This is a genomic window from Flavobacterium microcysteis, from assembly GCF_006385255.1.
GTDB lineage: Bacteria > Bacteroidota > Bacteroidia > Flavobacteriales > Flavobacteriaceae > Flavobacterium > Flavobacterium microcysteis.
In genome coordinates this window covers 712,493-732,577 of record NZ_VFJE01000056.1, presented here as the reverse complement: position 1 = coordinate 732,577, position 20,085 = coordinate 712,493, and the positions used below count along the sequence as shown (strand labels likewise).

Below are 20,085 nucleotides of genomic sequence, written 5' to 3'. Positions count from 1 at the left end.
CATAAATAATATGAAATTAAAGCTATCTATGCTTTTCCTGCTTGTCGGTTTGACAGGATTTTCGCAGGAAGAGCTTACTTACCAGAAGCCTTCCAAAGAAATTTTGGACCTGGCTGACTACGAAAGAGCTCCTTCGGTTACGATGGATACTAAGAAAGAATACATGCTTCTTTCGTACCGAAACACTTACAAAACTCTTGATGAATTAAATCAGGAAGAAATGAGATTAGGCGGTTTGAGAATCAACCCAATTACCAATATCTCAAGCACCGTAACGTATATAAACAACCTGAAAGTCCGTAAAATCAAGGACAAGAATGAAATTCAGGTAACCGGTTTGCCACAAAATCCAAAAATCAGCAATATTTCCTGGTCTCCTGACGAAAAGAAAATTGCTTTCACACACACTACAGCTACAGGAGTAGAATTGTGGGTTTTGGATATGGCTTCTGCAAAAGCAACCCGATTAACAGATGCAACTGTAAATGCAAATATGGGTGGCCCATTCAGCTGGTACAGAGATAACCAGAACCTATTGGTTAAGATGCTTCCTAAAAACCGTCCTGCTCTGATCGATTCTAAAAAAGACCTTCCAAAAGGACCTACAGTTTCTACCAGCGACGGTTCTAAATCACAGAACAGAACCTACCAGGATTTATTAAAAAACAAGACTGACGAGACTAATTTTGAAACATTAGTAACTTCAGAACTTTATAAAATTGACCTAAGCGGAAAAGCGTCCCTTTATAAAAGTGCAGACTTATATGCTGGCGAAGGTTTTTCTCCTGACGGAAACTACATCATGATTACTACGATACAGAAACCATTTTCTTATATCGTTCCTTTGAGCCGTTTCCCTATGAAATCTATCGTATACGATCTTACAGGAAAAGAAGTTAAGATGGTTAACGAAGTGCCTCTTTCTGAAATCATGCCAAAAGGATTCATGGCTACACGTAAAGGAAAAAGAAGCATGAACTGGAGAAGTGATGCGCCTGCAACTCTTTCTTATGTTGAAGCTTTAGATGGTGGTGATCCTGCTAACAAAGTAGATTTCAGAGATGAAGTTTTCTTATGGCAAGCTCCTTTTACTTCCAACCCTACTTCTTTGGCTAAAACAGCGCAACGTTATGGAGGAATTATTTGGGGAAATAACACTACGGCTATTTTATTTGACCAATGGTATGACACCAGAAACGAGAAAACGTATTTGATTAACCCGTCAAATCCGGGCCAGGCTCCAAAAGTAATTTTTGACAGAAATTCTCAAGATATCTATTCTGATCCGGGAAGCTTCGAAACAGTTAAAAACCAGTATGGAAGACAAGTATTGGCTCTTGAAAATGACAATGCATTCCTTATTGGTGAAGGTCATACTAAAAACGGACAGTTCCCTTTTATTGATGAATTCAACATTAAGACTTTCAAAGCAAAACGTTTGTATCAATCTGCTTACAAAGACAAAAAAGAAAGCATCTTCTCTATTGAAGACTTCAAAAAAGGTGATGTATTAGTTCAGATTCAGTCGAAAAGCGAATACCCGAACTACTACTTCAGAAACATCAAAAAGAAGAATGAGCTAACACAGATTACTGCTTTCAAAAACCCATTTGAAAGTATCAAAAACGTACATAAAGAAGTAATCAAATACAAAAGAAAAGACGGTGTAGAGCTTTCTGGAACATTATATCTTCCTGTTGGCTATGACATGAAGAAAAAAGAGAAATTGCCTCTTTTGATCTGGGCTTATCCTGAAGAGTACAAAGACAAAAACAGTGCTGGACAAAGTTCTCAAAACCCGAATGAATTTACGTTCCCTAACTATGGTTCTTTCGTTTACTGGGTAGCCAAAGGCTATGTAGTTTTGGATGATGCGTCTTTCCCAATTATTGGAGAAGGCTCAGCAGAACCAAACGATACTTTTATCACTCAATTGGTTGACAACGCTGCAGCTGCAATTGACGCTGTAGATAAACTAGGTTATATCAACCGTAAAAAAGTTGCTGTTGGAGGACACTCTTATGGTGCGTTTATGACAGCAAACTTGCTAACACATTCTGATTTATTTGCTTGTGGTATTGCCAGAAGCGGTGCTTACAACAGAACGCTTACACCATTCGGTTTCCAAAGTGAGCAAAGAAACTACTGGGAAGTCCCTGAAATATACAACACCATGTCGCCTTTCATGACGGCTGACAAGATGAAAACTCCGCTTTTGCTTGTGCATGGTGATGCTGATAACAATCCAGGAACCTTCACATTGCAGTCTGAAAGATATTTCCAGGCTCTAAAAGGTCTTGGAGCACCGGTAAGATTGCTTTTATTACCAAAAGAAAGCCACGGATATGCTGCTAAAGAAAACATCCTTCACTTGCTTTGGGAACAAGATCAGTTCCTGGAAAAGCATCTGAAAAACTAATTTGGAGCTATCTATAAAATTAAAAAATCCCGGAATCTTTTGATTCCGGGATTTTTATTTTAAGATACTTTATTGCTTACTTCCAGATAAACGAGCGTATCGTTTTCTAAAGCCATATTATGTTCGAAGAAAATAACCTGTTTTTCCAATATCGCCTTGACGAGGTATCGGTTTCCTTTAAAATAAGATTGTTTTACCAAAACCTGTATAAAACCTGATTGGGCCACTTTTAATTGGTGTGGATATAAAAGCAGGTGTGTCATTGTCCCGTTCTCATCTTCCACCACGATTTCATTGATCTCACCAAAAAGTGATGCTGCATATTTATTAACCGGATTAAAATAAAGCTCTTTAGAAGGCGCCTTTTCAAGCATTTTACCTTTCTGCATCACTATGGTCTCATCAGCAAAAGAAAGCGCGTCTGCGCTATCGTGCGTTGCTACGATACAGGTTATACCTTTTCTCTTCAAATAAGCGAACAGATTTCTGCGTAAAGCGTTTTTTCTAAAATTGTCAATATGACTAAAAGGCTCATCCAACAGCAGTACTTCGGGTTCCAAAGCCAGAACTCTAGCCAACGCCACCCTTTGCTGCTGTCCTCCGCTTAGATATTTTGCCTTGGTTTTGGCATAATCAGACATTTCAACCATAGCAAGCAGGTCAGCAACACGCTGCGCCTTTTCTTCCTTATTGACATTGGAAAGATATTTCCCAACATTTTCCTCAACAGTTATATAAGGCATCAGGTCAAAATCCTGCGCCAGGTATTTGATATAATCTTCTCCGGGAATCAAATTGTATTTTGGGCCTAAAATAGGCGTATCATTATAGAAAATCTGTCCTTCATCCAAATCATAAAGACCATAAATCAATTTCAAAAGCGTGCTTTTTCCACAGCCGCTCTCGCCTATTATTGCAATATTTTGGCCTTTTTGGATGGTAAAGCTGATATTCTCTATAACTTGTTTTTCGGTATAGCCGAAAAAAATGTTCTGGACTGATAACATGAATGTGGATTGAAGAGTGCAAAGTTAGGGAAACCGAAGTGAATCTTAAAAGAAAAAGGCTTCCCAAATGGGAAGCCTTTTTGAATATATTCTAATTTTATTTCTTAGAATTTGTAAACCAATCCTAATTTGATATCTCTCATGTCAAGACCGAAATCAAAAGAATTTGTTTTCTCAGCACCGTCAGCATCTGGCTTAGTAGTTTCGAAACCTAGAACTCCGAAAGAAGCTTCGATTGCAAAGTTTTTAGCAAGGAAATAGCTAACACCTGGAGCTACTTTTACACCAAAACCATCACCTTTGAACTCACCAAGTGTTCCTGCTTCAGGATCAAACTCATTATCATAGCTCATATAGTTTACACCCAATTGACCGAAGATAGAGAATTTAGAAGCTGGTGTGAAGTAGTATCTACCGAAAGCACCAACAGACAATGTGCTGTTTTTAGCATCAGCAGTACCTACATCAACTTTAGAAGATAGGTATCCGAAAGCAACACCTACAGCGATGTTTTCAGTTACAAAGTAACCTGCACTTGGAGCGATTTCAAATTCACTAGTTTTGAAATCTCCAGTTTTAGTTGAACCAAAACCTACAGCACCAGAAATGAATGCATCACCTTTTTTAAAGCCTTCAGAAGTCTCTTCCTGAGCGTTAGCAAAACCGAATGCGAATACGGCAGCTACAGTTAAAACAATTTTTTTCATGTTTGTTTAGTTTTAAAATTATGCGGCAAAAGTATAAAAAAAATAACACGAAACAACTGACATGTTATTTTTCATTTATCATTAAATTCGTACGAAACACCCTAACACCACATTACTAATTGATAATCAATGCACTAGACAGAAAGTTAATATAAAGCTAATTTCTAAAAATAAAAATGCCTTCCGTTAAGGGAAGGCATTTCATTCTATAAAATTATAAGATTAAAATCTGTAACCCGCTCCTATTTGGAAACCTGTGTTTTTAACATCGAAACCAGTATCAGTATCGTTAATATTTGTCAAACCTGCGTTATATCTCAAATCAAAGAATAAGCCGTTTGGCAATTCATAACCAGCTCCAACACCAAGAGCAAAATCAATTGATTTTGTACTTTCATCCAGAAAATCGTTTTCAGCAGCAATTTTAAATGCAATTTCTGGGCCCGCTTGAATACTTAATCCTTGATAAACATAGTACTTAGCCATGATTGGAATTCTTATGTAATCTAATTTAGCATCTTCAGCTCCTTCGTTAGAATACAGCAATTCCGGCTGAACATGGAATTTGTCACTTACTGTGAAGTCTGCCAAACCTCCAACATAAAAACCTGTCTTACCGTTTGCGTCACCATCTCCACCAAAATTTGTGAAGTTCAAACCAGCCTTAACACCAAATTTAATTCCTTCTTGAGCATTAGCAAACCCAAAAGCAAATACAGCTGCTACTGTTAAAATAATTTTTTTCATGTTTGTTTAGTTTTAAATTACCATCAAATATAGCAAGGAATTAACATAAAATAATAGATATGTTATTTTCTTATTAACTATTAAATTAACAAAAACAAAACCCATTTCACCCTAATTTACTGGAATTCAAACTCAAAACCGATATTTTTCAAAATAAAAAAGCCTTCCATTCGGAAGGCTTTTAGTATAGTGGAATAAAATTAAAATCTGTAACCTGCGCCAATTTGAAAACCCGTATTATTAACATCAAAACCTGTATCCGTATCATTGATATTAGTCAAACCTGCGTTGTATCTTAAATCAAAAAATAAACCATTTGGCAATTCATAACCTGCACCAATGCCAAGAGCAAAATCAATTGATTTTGTGCTTTCATCCAGAAAATCGTTTTCAGCAGCAATTTTAAAGGCAATTTCCGGACCCGCCTGAATGCTTAACCCTTGATAAACATAATATTTAGCCATAATCGGAATTCTTATGTAATCCAATTTAGCATCCTCTGCTCCTTCATTAGAATACAACAATTCGGGCTGAACATGGAATTTGTCAGTTACTGTGAAATCTGCCAAACCTCCAACATAAAAACCTGTTTTACCGTTTCCGTCGCTATCTCCACCAAAATTTGTGAAGTTCAAACCAGCCTTAACACCAAATTTAATTCCTTCCTGAGCATTAGCAAGCCCAAAAGCACATACTGCAACTACTGTTAAAAAGATTTTTTTCATGTTTGTTTAGTTTTAAATTACTATCAAATGTATTAAAAAAATAACACGAAACACCTGACTTTTACACTTTTATTTAACTTAATTTTAGGAAAAAAAATATTAATAATTTCATAAATTTAAAATTAACTCAAAAAAACATAGTTAAATTTGTCTAGTTAAAGCTTTAAAACTTTTAAACCACCTTAAAAAAACTATTATGAAAAAACTTATTGTAGCTGCAATTTTAATCATTGCGGGAGTAACAAATGCTGATGCACAACTTTTAAAATTTGGTATCAAAGGAGGCGTTAACTTTGCCAACTTTAACGGAGGTGCCGATGGTATCGATTACAGCAGCAGAACTGGCTTTCATGCTGGTGCGGTTGCTGAAGTAAAACTTTTTCAAAATTTTTCGTTACAGCCTGAATTGATGTATACTTCTCAAGGTGCGGATGTAAAAGGAATTGGTGATTTCAACTTGGATTACGTTTCTGTTCCGGTTTTGGCCAAATTTTACTTGATTTCTGAAAAGTTAAGTGTGGAAGTAGGTCCGCAGTTTTCATTTTTGGTTGATGATGCAAAAGAGGCATTCGACAACAAAAGCTTCGATTTCGCAGCAGCGGGAGGCTTAGGACTTAATATTACCGATCACTTTTTTGCTCAGGCAAGATACACTATCGGACTTACTGAAGTGTCAAAAGATGCAGAAGTTAAAAATGCTGTATTCCAGCTATCTCTTGGATACTTTTTCTAAAAAATATATTTCTTAAAAAGAAACCGTTTTGTTTGACAAAACGGTTTTTTTATGCCTTAACATTTTATAAAGAAGGGAAATTTCTATTTTTACAAAAATCATCTTTCATGAAAATCATTATTATCAACGGACCGAACCTAAACCTACTTGGAAAAAGAGAACCAGAAATCTACGGAAGCCAGACTTTTGAAGAATATTTCGTAGTACTCCAGGCAGAGTTTCCAACCATTGAACTTCACTATTTCCAAAGCAACATCGAAGGCGAAATCATCAGTAAACTTCACGAAATAGGCTTTACGTTTGACGGAATTATCCTGAATGCTGCTGCTTATACTCACACTTCCGTAGGAATTGGCGATGCTGTTAAATCAATCCCTACTCCTGTCATAGAAGTTCATATTTCCAATACTTTTTCAAGAGAGTCTTTCCGACACCAATCTTATATTTCCCCTAATGCAAAAGGAATCATCATCGGTTTTGGGCTAGACAGCTATAAGCTTGCCCTAAAGTCTTTCCTATAATATTTTTTTACCCATGCAACCATTTTGTAAATAGATTCGTCTATTTATAATGTGACCGCATTACTAACTTTAAACTTCACTTATTTCTTTTGCATGAAAAAAATAATTACCCTCTTTTTATTAGCCTTTTCTATTGCTGCCTCTGCACAAATCAAAGGAAAAATTACGGATCAGTCCGGAACTACATTACCAGCCGTAAATGTTTATATCGAAAACACCTATAACGGCACCTCTTCTAACGAGGTTGGACAATACGAACTCAGTGTAAAATCAACTGGAAAATATACTGTAGTATTCCAATTCCTGGGTTATAAGACTCAAAAAATAGCCGTAAATGTGGATAAATTCCCTTATGTTTTAGATGTAACGCTTGTGGAAGAAAACATCGCCATTCCGGAAATCGTTATCGATTCTAAAGAAAACCCGGCTAATGCTATTATCCGAAGTGCTATTGCTGCCAAAAAACAGAATTCTGAAATGACAGCCAAGTTCACTGCCGATTTCTATTCCCGTGGTGTTTTTAGAGTAAAAGATATGCCAAAGAAAATTCTTGGCCAAACTGTAGATGAACAAGGTATTCTGGATTCTACCGGAACTGGAATCATGTACTTGTCTGAAACAGTATCTAGAGTCACTTACCAAAAACCGGACAAACTGAAAGAGAAAATCATCGCATCCAAAATAAGCGGAAACGATAATGGATTCAGCTATAATACCGCCAGAAACACTGATTATGATTTCTACGAGAATTATATCAATCTCAACATCAATATGGTTTCTCCAATCGCTAACAATGCTTTTGGTTACTATAAGTTTAAAATGGAAGGTACGTTTATAGATGAAAACAACAATACGATAAACAAAATCAAGGTAACTCCAAAACGAGACAGCGATCCTGTTTTTGAAGGTTATATTTATATAGTCGAAGATAGTTGGGCCATTTATGCCGTAGACCTTGATATCAAAGGTTACAGAATGCAGGAACCAATTCTTGAAGTGATGAACCTTACCCAAAACTTTAGTTACAATTCCAACTCTAAGATTTGGGCTAAAAGCCTTCAGACATTAGATTTCAGTGCAGGACTTTTTGGAATCAAGTTTACCGGAAAATTCACCCATGCGTTTAGCAATTACGAATTCAAACAGGAGTTCGAAAAGAAAACGTTTACCAAAGAAATCGTATCGATTGACAAGGAAGCCAACAAAAAAGATGATTCGTTTTGGAATGCGGCACGCCCGGTTCCTTTGACCGAAGAAGAATCAAAAGACTATACCAAAAAAGATAGTATCCAGACCATTCGTAAGTCTAAAACATACCTTGATTCTGTAGACAACAAGAAAAACCGTTTTAAACCGCTCGACATTATTGAAGGTTATACATTTAATAACTCTTATAAAAATTGGGCTATAAAATATGACGGACTGATACAAGTACCTAGCTTTAACACCGTTCAAGGCTGGAATTTAAATACAGGTTTTTCTTTTACAAAAAGAAATCCAGACGAAAACACTTATACCCATTTTGGTGTAAAAATGAATTATGGGCTCGCTGAAGACAGACTAAGAGCTTTTGGTTATTTTTCGACAAGACTGAACAACCAGAACAATTCTATTTTTTATGCCGCTGCCGGTAATCAAATTGTACAATTCAACAGCTCGGCTATTACTGAGGTTGTAAATTCAGTAAGTACCTTATTCTTTAAGGACAACTATATGAAATTATACGACAAGACTTTTGGTAGAATTGGCTACCAGCAGGAAGTTGTTAATGGATTAATGTTATTTGGAAATGTTGAATATTCCAGAAGAAAATCGCTTTTCAATAATACGGACTATGTATTGATTAAAAACGATAAGGAATATACCTCAAACAATCCATTGGCTCCAACAGCCAATTCGTTGCCAATTTTTGAAACGCACCGCCTGGCAAAAGCTTCCATTTCTGCCAGAGTGAATTTCGGACAGGAATACATTTCAAGACCAGACGGAAAAATGAATATCAGAAATGAGAAATATCCTGTACTTTTTGCAACTTATGAAAAAGCATTTGCAGGAAGCGAAAAAGGATATGAGTATGATGCCATACATGCACGTATGACTTACGATGTTACTTTAGGAAACAAAGGCGAATTGGGAATCAACCTAAAAGCCGGAAAGTTTTTTAATGCAGACAATATTTCTTTTGCCGATTACAAGCACTTTAACGGAAACCAGACGCATATTGGCCAGACTGAAAGATACCTGAACGTGTTCAACCTTCTTCCGTATTATTCACATAGCACAAACGACTCTTATATTGAGTTTCATGCCGAGCATAATTTTAAGGGCTATATCATGAACAGGATTCCTTTATTAAACAAGTTGAAATCCAATCTTGTTATTGGTTACCATGCGATAGCAGTTCCTGATGTGAAACCGTATTCTGAGTTTTCTGTTGGATTAGACAATCTTGGCTTTGGCAAATTCAGAATGTTGCGTGTAGATTATGTACGCTCCTACCAAAATGGCTTCCAGGGCGACGGTGTTGTCTTCGGATTGAAATTCTTAAACATTTTAGAATAAGCAAATAAAAAAGGCGTTTCGATTGAAACGCCTTTTTTTATAGTAGAATTTGCCTAATTACTCAGTTATAATTTTAGCTCCTAATGCTTTTAGTCTTTCCTCGATATTTTCATATCCTCTGTGGATTTGCTCGATGTTTTGAATCTTACTTACTCCTTTTGCAGAAAGTGCCGCAATCAGCAGGGAAATTCCCGCACGGATATCTGGAGAAGACATCGTCGTAGCTTTTAATTGCGATTTGAAATCATGACCAATAACTACTGCTCTATGCGGATCACAAAGAATGATTTTCGCACCCATATCAATCAGCTTATCTACGAAGAATAAACGGCTTTCAAACATTTTTTGGTGTACTAGAACGCTTCCTCTTGCTTGTGTTGCCACAACTAAAACGATACTCAAAAGATCCGGTGTAAATCCAGGCCAAGGCGCATCTGAAATAGTCAGGATAGAACCGTCAATATAATTCTGGATTTCGTAACCTTCTGTATGAGCAGGAATATAGATATCGTCGCCTCTTTTTTCTAATGTAATTCCAAGTTTTCTGAAAGTTCCCGGAATCACACCAAGATTTTCCCAGCTTACATTTTTGATTGTGATTTCGCTACGTGTCATAGCCGCCAATCCAATCCATGATCCGATTTCAATCATATCCGGAAGAATGGTATGCGTACAACCATTTAAAGACGAAACACCTTCAATTTCCAATAAGTTAGAACCTACTCCGGTAATCTTCGCTCCCATGGAATTCAACATCTTGCAAAGCTGCTGCAAATAAGGTTCGCAGGCTGCATTGTAGATTGATGTTTTTCCTTCAGCCAAAACAGCTGCCATTACGATATTAGCGGTTCCTGTTACTGAAGCCTCATCAAGAAGCATAGATGTTCCTATTAATTTAGTCGCTTCAACACCATAAAAATGGTCTTCTCTGTTATAACGGAATGAAGCTCCAAGATTGATAAAGCCTTCAAAGTGTGTATCCAATCTTCTTCTTCCAATTTTATCTCCTCCTGGTTTTGGGATATACCCTTTTCCGAAACGAGCTAAAAGCGGCCCTACAATCATAATCGAACCACGTAGCGAGCTTCCTTCTTTTTTGAAAGCTTCTGATTCCAGATAAGCCATATTGACCTCATCCGATATGAAAGTGTAAGAACCTTTACCTATTTTTTCAACTTTAACTCCAAGATTTTTCAATAAAGTAATTAGTTTATTGACATCAATAATATCCGGAATGTTATTGATAGTTACTTTTTCCGGAGTAAGCAAAACCGCACATAAAATTTGCAATGCCTCATTTTTTGCTCCTTGCGGCGTAATTTCTCCTTTTAAAGGAACGCCTCCTTCAATCTTGAAAGTTTCCATTTTTTTAAATTATGAGTTATTGATTAGATGCTATTGGCAAGTGCCAAATGCCATTACTAACCTTGTGGTTTTCTATTGTTTTTGTTTTGATTATTGTTCTGCTTGCCACCATTTTTAGATTTTGGCTTTTGCAGGGGCGATTGATTTTTATTGGACATTTTTTTGTTCGTACGCATCAAATCTGTAGAATTCAGCAATTCTTCCGAACTGGTCTTAAGATTGATTTTGCCATTAGACAGCTCATACAAATGTTCAAAAATCACTTCGTCTTTTACCGTATCCTTATTCCAGCTTAGGTAAGACTTTTTCATGTGATTGGCAATGACCTTAATCAATGCACTTTTCAATTCACCTTCTTCCCATTTATTGGCCACATCAATCATATATTTGATGTTGTTGCCATAAAATCGGTACTTAGGAAAGTTTTGCGGATATTTCAGACGATCCGGTTTCTGCTGCAACATTTCTCTTGACGGCACCGGGTATGGAGAATCTACATCCAACTTAAAATCAGACATAATAAAAATCTGATCCCAAAGCTTATGCTGGAAATCAGGCACATCGCGCAAATGTGGGTTTAAGCTTCCCATTACTGCAATAATATATTTTGCAGCCTTGTTGCGCTCATTTCTGTCTTCAATTACAGTAGCCTGATCAATCAGTTTCTGCAAATGACGTCCGTATTCCGGAATAATCAAATGCGGTCTCTCTGCATTGTATTCCAGATGGTGAACGATGTCGTGTGGATTTTCTTTTATATACATAAATCGTCGTGAAGCTTTAAAGCGATATGATTCCTTCTACTGTGGAAACTTCTATATATTTATCAATGATGCTCTGTGAACTTCCCATTCTCACGTTTACAGAAATACTGGTAAATTTTCCCGTTTTTGACTGTGTCGTATTAATCACAGCTCCCATGCCGTTAAAAGCATTTTCTACTGTGTCAATCTTCTGCTTGTCGGTTGGGACTATGAACTTAAAAAGGTATTCTGCCGGCCAAACGTTTGCATCATCCAATTCTGTTTTCAGCCTTTCATAAAATTCCTGAGTCTTCTTATCCATCTTCAAAATTAAAATAAAGGCAAATATACGGTATTGATTTTAGATTTAACAGGTATGGAATTAATTTAATGTGAAATGAACTGCCACAGAAATCCCAGGCGATAAAAAACAAATCCTGACCATTTTATCCATTTTATTTCCTCATTTCAAGATCACTTTCTAAAAAAACGAATTCACTTTAGTATTTAAAAATCTTTAAGTAAATTTGCCCCTTATTTTTCAAAAAGTGCAAAAAGATATTGTTGTTATCATAGGCGGACCTGGAACGGGGAAAACAACCATCATTGATGGGCTGCTTGAACGCGGACACTGTTGTTTCCCTGAAATTTCACGGGAAGTAACAATGGAGGCAAAAAAACAGGGAATCGAACAATTGTTTCTTGAAAATCCGCTGCTTTTCAGCGAATTGCTTCTGGAAGGAAGAAAAAAACAATACCACGAAGCCTTGAAAGAGGAAAGTCCGGTAGTTTTTATTGACCGTGGTATTCCTGATGTTTTGGCCTATATGCACTACATTGGCGATGCTTATCCGGCTTTCTTTGACGAGGCTTGCCGCGAACACAAATACACCAAAATCTTCATATTGCCGCCTTGGGAAGCTATCTATGAAAGCGACGATGCACGCTATGAAAATTACGAACAGGCCACTTTAATCTACAAACACCTAAAAGAAACTTACGAAAGTTACGGGTATTACTTGATTGAAGTTCCAAAAGACACAGTAGATAACAGAATTCTTTTTATCTTAGAGCATCTTTCGAACTAGAAACATGCAAGAAGCGTTATCGATTCTCCAAAAATACTGGAAATACGATTCATTCCGAACACCGCAAGCTGAAATTATAACTTCAGTCTTGGACGGGCATGATACGTTTGCCTTGATGCCAACTGGCGGTGGAAAATCGATCTGTTTCCAAATCCCCGCCATGATGCAGGAAGGCATCTGCCTTGTAATTTCACCGCTCATAGCGCTGATGAAGGACCAGACTGCCAATCTCCAGAAAATAGGCATTAAAGCTATTGCACTTACAGGAGGCATTTCTACAGATGAGATTAGCGACCTTTTAGACAACTGCCAATACGGGAATTATAAATTTTTATACTTATCACCAGAAAGACTACAAGCGGACTGGGTTGTAGACCGACTCAAAAATCTTCCAATCAATCTTATTGCTATTGATGAAGCGCATTGCGTTTCGCAGTGGGGACATGATTTCCGTCCTGCCTATTTAAAAATTGCTTCCCTTAAGACTCATTTTCCAAAAGTTCCTTTTCTGGCATTAACCGCTACTGCAACAGAACGTGTAAAAAAAGATGTCATCGCACAGCTTGGAATAGAAAATCCGGCTGTTTTTCAAAAATCATTCGCAAGAGAAAATCTCGCCTATATGGTTTTAAATGCGGAAGACAAGCTTTACCGGATTGAGCAGATACTACGAAAAAATCCGCAACCTTCCATAATTTACGTCCGAAACAGAAAGGCCTGCCTCGACACAGCTTCGCAACTGGAGTCGCTTGGCATTAAAGCTACCTATTATCATGGTGGACTGCACATCACTGAAAAGGAAAAGAACATGAAGTTGTGGATGGAAGAAAAAGCTCAGGTCATTGTAGCTACAAATGCTTTTGGCATGGGAATAGACAAGGCCAATGTAAAAACAGTCATCCATATACAATTACCAGAAAATCTGGAAAATTACTATCAGGAAGCCGGGCGTGCCGGACGAAACGGAGAAAAGGCTTTTGCCATACTGCTAAACAATCCATCTGACATTCAGTACTCCGAAAACCAAATCCTGAATAGCCTTCCTGACAAAAAGTTCCTAAAAGAAATGTATGTCAAGCTCTGTAATTTTTTCCAGATTGCTTACGGAGAAGGGATCAACGAGCAGTTTTCCTTTAATATCAACCAATTTTGCGTCCAATATGGCTTTCCGCCATTAAAGACTTTTAATAGTCTCCAGTTTTTGGACAGACAAGGAATTATTTCGCTCTCACAGGAGTTTTCAGAAAAGGTAACCGTACGTTTTGTTATCGAATCTAAGGAAGTAATCCGATATGTCAGCCTTAATCCGCAGGATGAAGAAATAATACTGACATTGCTACGTACCTATCCCGGTATTTATGAAATTGTCACTGCCATAAACATTCCGCTGGTCGCAAAAAAATCCGGTGCAAAAGAAACACAGGTAATGGCCGTCTTACATAAGTTACATGAAAGGCAGATTATTGACTATCATGCAAAAAACAACGACTCTACTGTTACTTTTAACGAGATACGGGAAGACGACAGGACCATCAACCGCATTTCAAAATATTTAGAAGAACAGAACAGCCTGAAAAAAGATCAGTTTGAGGCAGTTTTGAACTATGCAGCCGACAATACATCTTGCAAAAGTCGTCAGCTCTTAAGCTATTTTGGAGAGAAAGACAGCAAAGATTGCGACATCTGCTCCTATTGCATTCAACAGAATAAAGTTAGCGTTCCTAACACTGCCGCAGAAAAAATACTGCACTTATTAAAAACTGCACCGATGAGTTCAAGAGAAATCCAGTTTCATTCTAAATTTCCGGATGATGCCCTTATCTTTGCATTGAAACAGCTTTTGGAAACAAATAAAATCGAGCTGTTGCCCAACAATAAATACACTTTAAAATAGAATGGAAAAGTTACGCATCGTTTTTATGGGAACTCCGGAATTTGCTGTCGGCATACTGGACACCATTTTAAATAACAATTTTGAGGTCGTTGGAGTGATTACCGCTGCCGACAAGCCTGCAGGCCGTGGTCAGAAAATCAAATATTCGGCCATTAAAGAATACGCCCTGGAGAAAAACCTGAAACTATTACAGCCTACCAACCTCAAAGACGAAAGTTTCTTGGCAGAATTAAAAGACTTAAACGCAAATCTCCATATAGTAGTAGCTTTCCGTATGCTGCCTAAGGTTGTTTGGGATATGCCAAAATTTGGCACATTCAATCTCCATGCCTCATTACTTCCGAATTACCGTGGAGCAGCTCCTATTAATTGGGCTATTATAAATGGTGAAACCAAAACCGGCGTCACTACTTTCTTTATCGATGACAAAATCGACACCGGTGCCATGATATTGAGCAAAGAAGTAAGCATTACTCCCGATGAAAATGCCGGGCAACTACACGACACGCTCATGCACCTGGGAAGCCAAGCTGTCGTTGAGACTTTAACACTGATTGAAAACGGAAAAGCTGAAACGACTTTACAAGTAGACTCAGCCGAAATAAAAACAGCTTACAAGCTCAACAAAGACAATTGCAAGATTGACTGGAACAGAACAGGAAAAGAAATTCATAACCAAATACGCGGACTGTCTCCCTATCCTGCCGCCTGGAGTTTCTTTAGCGATAATGGGCAGGAATGGAACGTAAAAATATACGAGGCAAAATTTGTATCCCAATCCCATTCCGAAACAATTGGCAAAATCATTACGACAAAAAAAGAAATGAAAATTGCGGTTAGTGACGGTTATATCGAAATAGCCCAATTGCAATTTCCGGGAAAGAAAAATTTAAAGACTGCGGAACTATTAAATGGTATCAGTTTCGGAACGGACGCAAAAGCGTTCTAAGCCCGCATGAACACTGATTTCACAGCGATTTCGAGAAAAACAAGCCGGTTTTATTAACAAAAGCCCCAAGTTATCAACAAAACAGCGAAAAACACCCGAAATGTCTTGCCTAGTAAGGAAATCCTATTAAATTTGTTATAATTAACATAATGTTTAACCAACAATTAAAACTATTATTATGAACAAATCAGAATTAATTGATGCAATCGCTGCTGACGCAGGAATTTCTAAAGCAGCTGCAAAATTAGCTTTAGAGTCATTTTTAAATAACGTAGGTGGCACTTTGAAAAAAGGTGGCAGAGTATCTTTAGTAGGATTTGGATCTTGGTCAGTTTCTTCTAGAGCTGCAAGAGAAGGAAGAAATCCTCAAACTGGAAAAACTATCAAAATCGCTGCTAAAAATGTAGTGAAGTTCAAAGCTGGTGCTGAATTAGAAGGATCAGTTAACTCTAAATAGTTTTTTGTCCCGATATAAATTAAAGCCTTCCATTTGGAGGGCTTTTTTTATACTATTCATCGAATTAATTTGGAGAAAAAACTTTTTATTGTTAAATTTAGTAAAAATTGCATCCAAATGATTTCAGAAAAGCTCAAAAAAGGAATACTTCTGATCGCGGAACCATCCATAATCGGAGACCTATCATTCAATCGCTCAGTGATTTTGCTTGCAGACCACAACGAAGAAGGTTCTGTAGGATTTATCCTTAACAAGCCCTTGGAATATACCATACAAGATCTGATTCCTGAAATCAACGCCAAATTCAAGATCTATAATGGTGGTCCGGTCGAACAAGACAATCTTTATTTTATCCATAATATTCCCGAAATGATTCCGAACAGTATCGAAATCTCCAACGGAATTTATTGGGGAGGCGATTTTGAATCTACTAAAGCCCTAATCAACGAAGGAAAAATCAAAAAGAGCAACATCCGTTTCTTTTTAGGTTATACCGGTTGGGATGCGCAACAATTGGACAAAGAAATGCAGGCTAATTCCTGGATTATCTCAAAAAACATTTACGAGAATAAAATTATAGGCAAATCGACCACTGATTTCTGGAAGCAGAAAATCCTCGAGTTAGGGGGCGACTATGTCATATGGTCCAATGCCCCCGAAAATCCGATACTGAATTAGCCCAGACGGATTTGCGCGTTTAATCGAAGTAGCAAGTCTTTTGCCAACCCTACCCCATATTCTTTCTTACGGTATTTTGTTATAGGCTGGATTCCTCTAACTACGTTAGTGATGAATAGCTCATCTGCTTTTTGAAGGTCAAAAGGAGAAATTGGCTCTTCCGCTACTTCAATCGTATCTATTTTTTTAGCAAGAGCTAAAATTTGCTTACGCATGACGCCATTAAGGCAACCTTCAGAAATTGGAGGCGTTATCAATTTAGTTCCCATCAGCATAAAAAGATTCCCGTTTAGTGCCTCAATAACATTTTTCTCATCATTAATCAGAAGGCAGTTGTCGTAACCATTTTCATCGGCAAAAATGCTTCCGGTTATATTTATCATTCTGTTGGATGATTTGATTGTAGATAGCAAATGTTTGGTAACGATAAAATCTTTGTACAATTCGACTTCGTATTGGTCTTTTTCAATTCGATAAACCGAATCTTCTAACGGCAACACTGTAATCAAAAATGACACATTATTGTCTTTAGGCAGGTAAAAACCTCCTTCTTTTCTGTAAACAGAAATACGTGTGCGGCAAGAACCTGAAAAATTTTCTGAAGCAGCAGTAGACAAAATCTGTTCTTCGAAGTACTCCATTGTGAAGTTCATCGGAATCTCCATTCGGACGATACGCATAGCGGACATCAATCTAAAATAATGATCTTCAAGGAAAAGCACTTTCCCATCCAAAATTTTCACTGTTTCAAAAACAGAATCCCCGTAAAGAAATGCTCTGTTACCAGCTAATATGTTTGCGTCTTCTGTAATAGTTCCGTTGAAATTAATCATAAAAAAAGCCCTGAAATTAAATCAGGGCAAATATAAGTCTTAAAAAGTGAATTCTGCTATACCGATCCGATTACATGTTTTAAATCGGAAATCTGGTTTTCCCACAACTGAGTCGATTCAGCCACCTCATCTTTTTCTGCGAAGTCAACAACCATCAAAGAGACATCTTTTGTAATTTCATCCACAAGGATTCGCAATTCAAAGAAATAGTCTCCGTCTTGCCCATTTTCATCAATCCAGCGAAATTTTACTTTTTCTCCGGTTTTTTTAGAAGCCAGTCTGGCTTTCTCTTCAGCATCATCCCATATGAACGTAAAAAACTCTCCACGAGAATTGACATTATCGGCAAACCACTCCGACAAACCGGAAGGTGTTGATATATACTGATATAGTAATTGAGGTGAGGAATTTAAAGGAAATTCTAGTTCGTAACGTATTTTACCTTCCATAGTATGCTCTAATTTTTTTTGGAAATATATAGAATAAAATCAAGATAACTATAATTTAAAAATTATTTTTTTTGGCCATTTATATTTGCAAGCTTTAAATTTAGTTTTATATTTGCACCCGCATTCAAGGATGCATGTCTTCAAAAATGGCGAGGTAGCTCAGTCGGTTAGAGCGCAGGATTCATAACCCTGAGGTCACGGGTTCAACTCCCGTCCTCGCTACTAGGTTTAAAAAAGCCCTTACAAATTGTAAGGGCTTTTTTATTTTTTGTTACTTAAGTACGTTACCTAGTATTAGGTCACTAAATATTGCCTAATTTTAGAATGAGAAAGTATAAGGAGCTAAATATCAAATAGCTGTTCTTTTATTCAAAAAATTAAAAAAAAGTTATTGCAGAAATTTTAATTAGCCAGATTATCGGTATTTTTACGATTCTAAACACCTGTAAATAAAAAAGTTCAGCAATCAAACCTTCACCAATTAGACTTATCCGGTTAGCGATACAGAAGAAAGTAAGTTACTGAATACCAAAAAAATTGTAAAACACAAATATAAGACTCAACAACAATATTGACATTAACGTATGTGAATATCTTTGTCAAACAAGAAGTGAATACAATCAGGAATTGGCATTGAATGTTAGCTTTGAGTGGGTGAAAGAAATGTTACTTAAATAATAATAACCTCTTTTTAAATTCATTATTATATTAAAATGGCAGATCGAAAATTAACAATTGCAGCCGAGATAGCAACCTTAATTGCACTTATTCTTGGCGGAATTGCACTTTACTTCCAACTTAATCCACCTGCTACAAAATCCGGTAATGAAAAAAAGCTTGATTTAAAAAACAACACGATTATAGGTTCTCCTATAATAATAAAAGCAGACAGTACGGGCCATGTTACTTCTGACACTTTGAATGCAAAACTATCTAACGATATTGATACACATACGGGTGGAACAATTGAAAAAGCTCATAATGTTGAAAAAAAAGACATCAATAACGATGTAAATTCACAGCATTACCAAAGCAAACAATTCATTAGTCCCCCTAGTTTAACAAACGAGAAAATTTTATCTAAAATTCCATATTCTGTAATGAAAGAAAGATATAGCAACAGTAGCAACTATGGGACTTATTGGAAAGGAAAATATGAAGATGATGTTTTAGGTTCTATCGATGCAACTTTATCCATACAACTATATAACGATTTAAAAATAGACGGGGTTTTTACTTTCTATCCAAAACGGAAAAAATATCTATTATTTAGGATCAAAGGTTTTGTAGAAAACGATAGTATATTTTTTTATTTTAATGAATTTGCCAACTCTGATTATACCAATACATATAATGTCATTAAATTTAGAGGATTATATTCTTTTAGAAAAAATGACGCATTTTTAATAGGAAACTTCAAATCTGAAAATGGATTAAGAATAGTTTTGAAGACTAACGAAAAGTACTATTCTAAAGAACCTGAAACACAAGGCACTTTTAATCTTATAAGGACAAAACACTAACTTTCCATCTTATATCTCGGCAATCAAACTTCATATTCTTGCACATATAGCGTACGGTGTCTCCTTGAAATATCTTCGAAAATATTTTTCTGCACATCAAACCTTTATTACTATGCAAATAATGCGGGTCGGGAATATATCGAAATACATTTTGCCCTGCTTTGCCAGAATGTGGTTTCAAGACTCAAAACAAGCAAGTATTTTGATAGTTTTCTCACTAAATTAATCTGTATAAACCCTACTCTTTTACCTTTTCAACTACAACAACCTGACATTCGGCTACAGCTTTCATTTAAGTTCTGCGGAACTTTGTATCAACAAAATAAAAACAATAAAAATGAAAGTATTTGTAACAGGAGCTTCTGGTTATGTAGGCTCAGCAGTTGTCAGGGAATTGATTAGTGCAGGGCATCAGATTATCGGACTTGCCCGTTCGGAAGCATCAGCAAAAATCATCAGCGATGCTGGCGCAGAAGTACTATTAGGAAATCTGGAAAATCTGGAAGTATTAAAAAAAGGAGCTGCCCAAGCAGATGGCATTATCCATACTGCATTTATCCATGATTTTAGCCAATATCAAAAAGCCGGAGAAGTGGACCGATTAACCATTAATGCAATTGGAGAAGTAATAGGCGGAATGAATACAACAATCGTTTAGGAAATAGGAAGACTTTCCAATAGCAAA

The 20,085-nt window shown here is 36.7% G+C and carries 20 protein-coding genes and 1 tRNA gene; 12 read left to right on the top strand and 9 right to left on the bottom strand.

The window, feature by feature from the left end:
* Positions 1-10 precede the first annotated feature (10 nt).
* Complete coding sequence (locus FJA49_RS16875; RefSeq protein ID WP_140002406.1) at positions 11-2,419, top strand: S9 family peptidase; 2,409 nt, start codon at positions 11-13, stop codon at positions 2,417-2,419.
* A 59-nt stretch (positions 2,420-2,478) separates the two neighbouring features.
* Here FJA49_RS16875 and FJA49_RS16870 read toward each other — a convergent pair whose 3' ends face one another.
* From FJA49_RS16870 to FJA49_RS16855, 4 genes are all read right to left on the bottom strand, one after another.
* Positions 2,479-3,426 carry an ABC transporter ATP-binding protein gene (locus FJA49_RS16870; protein ID WP_140002405.1) on the bottom strand — a complete coding sequence of 316 codons (948 nt, stop codon included), beginning with the start codon at positions 3,424-3,426 and terminating at the stop codon, positions 2,479-2,481.
* A gap of 104 nt (positions 3,427-3,530) precedes the next feature.
* Positions 3,531-4,133: an OmpW family outer membrane protein gene (locus tag FJA49_RS16865; protein ID WP_140002403.1), complete on the bottom strand. Its 603-nt coding sequence runs from the start codon at positions 4,131-4,133 to the stop codon at positions 3,531-3,533.
* A 222-nt stretch (positions 4,134-4,355) separates the two neighbouring features.
* Positions 4,356-4,880, bottom strand: a complete 525-nt coding sequence (locus FJA49_RS16860) for a porin family protein (RefSeq protein WP_140002401.1) — start codon at positions 4,878-4,880, stop codon at positions 4,356-4,358.
* Between the two features lie 200 nt (positions 4,881-5,080).
* Entirely contained in the window at positions 5,081-5,605 is a 525-nt protein-coding gene (locus FJA49_RS16855) for a porin family protein (protein ID WP_140002399.1), read from the bottom strand.
* A gap of 196 nt (positions 5,606-5,801) precedes the next feature.
* Between FJA49_RS16855 and FJA49_RS16850 the strand changes: the two genes are divergently transcribed.
* The 3 genes from FJA49_RS16850 to FJA49_RS16840 all read left to right on the top strand — a co-directional run bounded on the left by FJA49_RS16850 (position 5,802) and on the right by FJA49_RS16840 (position 9,421).
* Entirely contained in the window at positions 5,802-6,338 is a 537-nt protein-coding gene (locus FJA49_RS16850; RefSeq protein WP_140002397.1) for a porin family protein, read from the top strand.
* Positions 6,339-6,445: 107 nt separating this feature from the next.
* A complete protein-coding gene (aroQ, locus tag FJA49_RS16845) occupies positions 6,446-6,859 on the top strand; it encodes a type II 3-dehydroquinate dehydratase (protein ID WP_140002395.1) in 414 nt (137 codons plus the stop codon).
* Positions 6,860-6,952: 93 nt separating this feature from the next.
* Positions 6,953-9,421: a DUF5686 and carboxypeptidase regulatory-like domain-containing protein gene (locus tag FJA49_RS16840; protein WP_140002393.1), complete on the top strand. Its 2,469-nt coding sequence runs from the start codon at positions 6,953-6,955 to the stop codon at positions 9,419-9,421.
* Between the two features lie 57 nt (positions 9,422-9,478).
* Here FJA49_RS16840 and murA read toward each other — a convergent pair whose 3' ends face one another.
* From murA to FJA49_RS16825, 3 genes are read right to left on the bottom strand one after another with little or no spacing between them, the layout of a single operon-like run.
* Entirely contained in the window at positions 9,479-10,786 is a 1,308-nt protein-coding gene (gene murA, locus FJA49_RS16835) for a UDP-N-acetylglucosamine 1-carboxyvinyltransferase (RefSeq protein ID WP_140002391.1), read from the bottom strand.
* 56 nt (positions 10,787-10,842) lie between these two features.
* Positions 10,843-11,550 (bottom strand): DUF4290 domain-containing protein, encoded by a 708-nt coding sequence (locus FJA49_RS16830; RefSeq protein WP_140002389.1) that lies wholly within the window; start codon positions 11,548-11,550, stop codon positions 10,843-10,845.
* Positions 11,551-11,566: 16 nt separating this feature from the next.
* Positions 11,567-11,851, bottom strand: coding sequence for a DUF493 family protein (locus tag FJA49_RS16825; protein ID WP_140002387.1), 285 nt, complete (start codon positions 11,849-11,851; stop codon positions 11,567-11,569).
* 226 nt (positions 11,852-12,077) lie between these two features.
* Here FJA49_RS16825 and FJA49_RS16820 point away from each other — a divergent pair, with 226 nt between their 5' ends.
* The 5 genes from FJA49_RS16820 to FJA49_RS16800 all read left to right on the top strand — a co-directional run bounded on the left by FJA49_RS16820 (position 12,078) and on the right by FJA49_RS16800 (position 16,595).
* Complete coding sequence (locus FJA49_RS16820) at positions 12,078-12,617, top strand: AAA family ATPase (RefSeq protein WP_140002385.1); 540 nt, start codon at positions 12,078-12,080, stop codon at positions 12,615-12,617.
* Positions 12,618-12,621: 4 nt separating this feature from the next.
* Positions 12,622-14,511 carry a RecQ family ATP-dependent DNA helicase gene (locus FJA49_RS16815; RefSeq protein ID WP_140002383.1) on the top strand — a complete coding sequence of 630 codons (1,890 nt, stop codon included), beginning with the start codon at positions 12,622-12,624 and terminating at the stop codon, positions 14,509-14,511.
* 1 nt (position 14,512) lies between these two features.
* On the top strand, positions 14,513-15,460 hold the full coding sequence (gene fmt, locus FJA49_RS16810; protein WP_140002381.1) for a methionyl-tRNA formyltransferase: 948 nt from the start codon (positions 14,513-14,515) through the stop codon (positions 15,458-15,460).
* A 178-nt stretch (positions 15,461-15,638) separates the two neighbouring features.
* The gene (locus FJA49_RS16805; RefSeq protein ID WP_056069491.1) at positions 15,639-15,917 is read left to right on the top strand and encodes an HU family DNA-binding protein; all 279 of its coding nucleotides are present in this window, start codon (positions 15,639-15,641) and stop codon (positions 15,915-15,917) included.
* 117 nt (positions 15,918-16,034) lie between these two features.
* Entirely contained in the window at positions 16,035-16,595 is a 561-nt protein-coding gene (locus FJA49_RS16800; RefSeq protein WP_140002379.1) for a YqgE/AlgH family protein, read from the top strand.
* On the opposite strand, the gene FJA49_RS16795 is transcribed toward FJA49_RS16800, so the two are convergent.
* On the bottom strand, positions 16,592-17,428 hold the full coding sequence (locus FJA49_RS16795; RefSeq protein ID WP_140002377.1) for an aminotransferase class IV: 837 nt from the start codon (positions 17,426-17,428) through the stop codon (positions 16,592-16,594). The genes FJA49_RS16800 and FJA49_RS16795 overlap by 4 nt on opposite strands.
* A 56-nt stretch (positions 17,429-17,484) precedes the next feature.
* Positions 17,485-17,877 carry an START-like domain-containing protein gene (locus FJA49_RS16790; RefSeq protein ID WP_140002375.1) on the bottom strand — a complete coding sequence of 131 codons (393 nt, stop codon included), beginning with the start codon at positions 17,875-17,877 and terminating at the stop codon, positions 17,485-17,487.
* A gap of 148 nt (positions 17,878-18,025) precedes the next feature.
* On the opposite strand from FJA49_RS16790, the gene FJA49_RS16785 reads away from it, so the two are divergent.
* The 3 genes from FJA49_RS16785 (at position 18,026) to FJA49_RS16775 (ending at position 20,058) form a co-directional block, all read left to right on the top strand.
* A tRNA-Met gene (locus FJA49_RS16785) sits at positions 18,026-18,099 on the top strand.
* 491 nt (positions 18,100-18,590) lie between these two features.
* The gene (locus tag FJA49_RS16780; protein ID WP_140002373.1) at positions 18,591-19,400 is read left to right on the top strand and encodes a hypothetical protein; all 810 of its coding nucleotides are present in this window, start codon (positions 18,591-18,593) and stop codon (positions 19,398-19,400) included.
* A gap of 337 nt (positions 19,401-19,737) precedes the next feature.
* Complete coding sequence (locus FJA49_RS16775) at positions 19,738-20,058, top strand: NAD-dependent epimerase/dehydratase family protein (protein WP_199758396.1); 321 nt, start codon at positions 19,738-19,740, stop codon at positions 20,056-20,058.
* Positions 20,059-20,085 lie beyond the last annotated feature (27 nt).

Excerpts from the sequence above, each read along its gene's own strand:
- FJA49_RS16800 (WP_140002379.1), top strand. The coding sequence starts at position 16,035 with ATGATTTCAGAAAAGCTCAAAAAAGGAATACTTCTGATCGCGGAACCA.
- FJA49_RS16875 (WP_140002406.1), top strand. The coding sequence starts at position 11 with ATGAAATTAAAGCTATCTATGCTTTTCCTGCTTGTCGGTTTGACAGGA.
- FJA49_RS16815 (WP_140002383.1), top strand. The coding sequence starts at position 12,622 with ATGCAAGAAGCGTTATCGATTCTCCAAAAATACTGGAAATACGATTCA.
- FJA49_RS16830 (WP_140002389.1), bottom strand. The coding sequence starts at position 11,550 with ATGTATATAAAAGAAAATCCACACGACATCGTTCACCATCTGGAATAC.
- FJA49_RS16850 (WP_140002397.1), top strand. The coding sequence starts at position 5,802 with ATGAAAAAACTTATTGTAGCTGCAATTTTAATCATTGCGGGAGTAACA.
- FJA49_RS16775 (WP_199758396.1), top strand. The coding sequence starts at position 19,738 with ATGAAAGTATTTGTAACAGGAGCTTCTGGTTATGTAGGCTCAGCAGTT.
- FJA49_RS16865 (WP_140002403.1), bottom strand. The coding sequence starts at position 4,133 with ATGAAAAAAATTGTTTTAACTGTAGCTGCCGTATTCGCATTCGGTTTT.
- FJA49_RS16870 (WP_140002405.1), bottom strand. The coding sequence starts at position 3,426 with ATGTTATCAGTCCAGAACATTTTTTTCGGCTATACCGAAAAACAAGTT.
- FJA49_RS16780 (WP_140002373.1), top strand. The coding sequence starts at position 18,591 with ATGGCAGATCGAAAATTAACAATTGCAGCCGAGATAGCAACCTTAATT.
- fmt (WP_140002381.1), top strand. The coding sequence starts at position 14,513 with ATGGAAAAGTTACGCATCGTTTTTATGGGAACTCCGGAATTTGCTGTC.
- FJA49_RS16825 (WP_140002387.1), bottom strand. The coding sequence starts at position 11,851 with ATGGATAAGAAGACTCAGGAATTTTATGAAAGGCTGAAAACAGAATTG.
- aroQ (WP_140002395.1), top strand. The coding sequence starts at position 6,446 with ATGAAAATCATTATTATCAACGGACCGAACCTAAACCTACTTGGAAAA.
- FJA49_RS16860 (WP_140002401.1), bottom strand. The coding sequence starts at position 4,880 with ATGAAAAAAATTATTTTAACAGTAGCAGCTGTATTTGCTTTTGGGTTT.
- murA (WP_140002391.1), bottom strand. The coding sequence starts at position 10,786 with ATGGAAACTTTCAAGATTGAAGGAGGCGTTCCTTTAAAAGGAGAAATT.
- FJA49_RS16790 (WP_140002375.1), bottom strand. The coding sequence starts at position 17,877 with ATGGAAGGTAAAATACGTTACGAACTAGAATTTCCTTTAAATTCCTCA.
- FJA49_RS16840 (WP_140002393.1), top strand. The coding sequence starts at position 6,953 with ATGAAAAAAATAATTACCCTCTTTTTATTAGCCTTTTCTATTGCTGCC.
- FJA49_RS16795 (WP_140002377.1), bottom strand. The coding sequence starts at position 17,428 with ATGATTAATTTCAACGGAACTATTACAGAAGACGCAAACATATTAGCT.
- FJA49_RS16855 (WP_140002399.1), bottom strand. The coding sequence starts at position 5,605 with ATGAAAAAAATCTTTTTAACAGTAGTTGCAGTATGTGCTTTTGGGCTT.
- FJA49_RS16805 (WP_056069491.1), top strand. The coding sequence starts at position 15,639 with ATGAACAAATCAGAATTAATTGATGCAATCGCTGCTGACGCAGGAATT.